General features: G+C 73.8%; 3 protein-coding genes. All 3 read left to right on the top strand.

The features are described 5' to 3' along the window. The first annotated feature begins 22 nt into the window (after nt 1–22). Nucleotides 23–664 carry a Holliday junction branch migration protein RuvA gene (gene ruvA / locus H9652_RS15900; RefSeq protein WP_191797198.1) on the top strand — a complete coding sequence of 214 codons (642 nt, stop codon included), beginning with the start codon at nt 23–25 and terminating at the stop codon, nt 662–664. Nucleotides 665–716: 52 nt separating this feature from the next. Beyond that, complete coding sequence (gene ruvB / locus H9652_RS15895) at nt 717–1,790, top strand: Holliday junction branch migration DNA helicase RuvB (protein WP_404822048.1); 1,074 nt, start codon at nt 717–719, stop codon at nt 1,788–1,790. A gap of 116 nt (nt 1,791–1,906) precedes the next feature. Continuing rightward, nucleotides 1,907–2,338, top strand: coding sequence for a preprotein translocase subunit YajC (yajC, locus tag H9652_RS15890; protein ID WP_191797194.1), 432 nt, complete (start codon nt 1,907–1,909; stop codon nt 2,336–2,338). Nucleotides 2,339–2,364: the final 26 nt, after the last annotated feature.

The following is a 2,364-nucleotide window of genomic DNA, read 5'->3' as shown; positions in this document are numbered from 1 at the left end:
CGCGAGGAAGCATGGAGGCACAGTGATCGCTTCGCTGTCGGGCACGGTCGCGGACGTCCGCCTGGACCGCGCCGTCATCGACGTGGGAGGCGCCGGGGGAGCCGTGGGCTACCTCGTCCACGCGACCCCCGCGACCCTGTCCGCGCTGCGCGTGGGCGAACCCGCCCGCCTGGCCACGAGCATGGTGGTCCGCGAGGACTCCTTCACGCTGTTCGGGTTCGCCGACGACGACGAGCGCGCCGTGTTCGAGGCCGTGCAGACCGTCAGCGGCGTCGGCCCGCGCCTGGCCCTGGCCATGCTCGCGGTCCACACGCCCGACGGGCTGCGCCGCGCCGTGGCGGGCGAGGACATCGCCGCGCTCATGCGCGTGCCCGGCATCGGGCGCAAGGGCGCCCAGCGCATCGCGCTCGAGCTCGGCGACAAGCTCGGGGCCCCCACGGGCGCGGACCCTGACCAGACCCCGGGCGGCCCGGACGCCCCCGTGGTCGACGACCAGCGCGACCAGGTCGTCCAGGCGCTCGTCGGCCTCGGATGGAACCCCAAGGCCGCCGAGGACGCCCTCGCCACGGTCCTGACCCAGGCCGGGGCCGACGCCGTCGCCCCCGACGAGATCGCCGGTGCCCTGCGCGCCGCGCTGCGCGTCCTGGGCGGCCCCCGTGGCTGACTTCGACCGCGTCGGGTACGAGGACGGGCACGAGCCGTTCACGTCCGAGCGCATCGTGACCTCGACCGCGGACGACCTCGAGCGCGCCGCCGAGGCCGCCCTGCGACCGCGCCGCCTCGAGGAGTTCGTCGGGCAGCTCGTCGTGCGCGACCAGCTCTCCCTCGTCCTGCAGGCCGCCGTCGCGCGCGGCGCCACCCCCGACCACGTCCTGCTCTCGGGCCCGCCCGGGCTCGGCAAGACGACCCTCGCGATGATCATCGCGGCCGAGCTCGGCACGTCGCTGCGCGTCACGTCGGGCCCCGCGATCCAGCACGCGGGCGACCTCGCCGCGGTCCTGTCCTCCCTCGAGGAGGGCGAGGTCCTGTTCATCGACGAGATCCACCGCCTCGCGCGCCCCGCCGAGGAGCTGCTGTACGTCGCGATGGAGGACTTCCGGGTCGACGTCGTCGTCGGCAAGGGGGCCGGCGCGAGCGCCATCCCGCTGTCCCTGCCGCCGTTCACCGTCGTGGGCGCCACCACACGCGCCGGGCTCCTGCCCGCCCCGCTGCGCGACCGCTTCGGGTTCACCGGCCACCTCGACTTCTACTCCGCCGAAGAGCTCGAACGCGTCATCATCCGCTCGGCCGGGCTGCTCGGCGTCGAGATCAAGCACGCCGCCGCCCACGAGATCTCCGGCCGGTCGCGCGGCACGCCCCGCATCGCGAACCGCCTCCTGCGCCGCGTGCGGGACTGGGCGCAGGTACGCGGCGACGGCACCATGGACCTGCGGGCCGCACGCGCCGCCCTGGAGGTCTACGAGGTCGACGAGCTGGGCCTCGACCGCCTCGACCGTGCCGTCCTGGGGGCCCTGTGCACCCGGTTCGGGGGAGGGCCAGTGGGCCTGAGCACCCTCGCCGTGACCGTGGGCGAGGAGTCCGAGACGGTGGAGACCGTCGCCGAGCCCTTCCTCGTGCGCGAGGGCCTGATCGGGCGCACCCCGCGCGGCCGCGTGGCCACCCCCGCGGCCTGGGCCCACCTCGGGCTCACCCCTCCCGACCCCCTGACGCCCCGGGGACCCGGCGCCGGGCTCGCGCAGCGGACGGGCTCCGCGCGGTCGGGCGGAACCCTGTTCGACACGGGGGCCTAGACTGAGGGAATCTGAGCGGCGGAACTCCACGGCCGGACGGTTCGTTGGTGATCCGTACGCGTGCGCCTAGACTGCCGCGCAGATCCCAGCACAGAACAGGAACCGGTTACCCCGTCATGGACTTCAGCCTCATTCTCATCCTCGCTCTCGCCGCCGGAGCGATGTTCCTCATGACCAACCGGTCGCGCAAGGCTCAGAAGGAAGCGGCTGCCTTCCGGACCAACCTGGCCCCCGGCCAGGAGGTCATGACCGGGTCGGGCCTGTTCGGCACCATCGTCGACGTCGACGAGGAGAAGGACATCATCACGATCGAGTCCACGCCCGGCACCCAGACGCGCTGGCTGCGTGCGGCGATCGCCAAGCTCGTCGAGCCGCCCGTCGAGGAAGAGGGCATCGACGAGCAGGCCGAGGGCACCGAGGAGGACGCGGTCTACGGCGACGCAGAGCGCATCTCCACGACGGACGACGTCCTGGACGTCCCGGACGACCTGTCCGGGCTCACGGACAAGCCGGGTGACAAGCGGGACGACGGCACCGACAGCAAGTGACACCACGTCGCACCCCGATCCCGGGG

The organism is Oerskovia rustica (assembly GCF_014836555.1).
Taxonomy (GTDB): domain Bacteria; phylum Actinomycetota; class Actinomycetes; order Actinomycetales; family Cellulomonadaceae; genus Oerskovia; species Oerskovia rustica.
The sequence above is the reverse complement of the archived record's forward strand: the minus strand, read 5'-3'. Positions and strand labels throughout refer to the sequence as shown.

Coding starts and splice junctions, on each gene's coding strand:
- yajC (WP_191797194.1), top strand. CDS start 1,907: ATGGACTTCAGCCTCATTCTCATCCTCGCTCTCGCCGCCGGAGCGATG.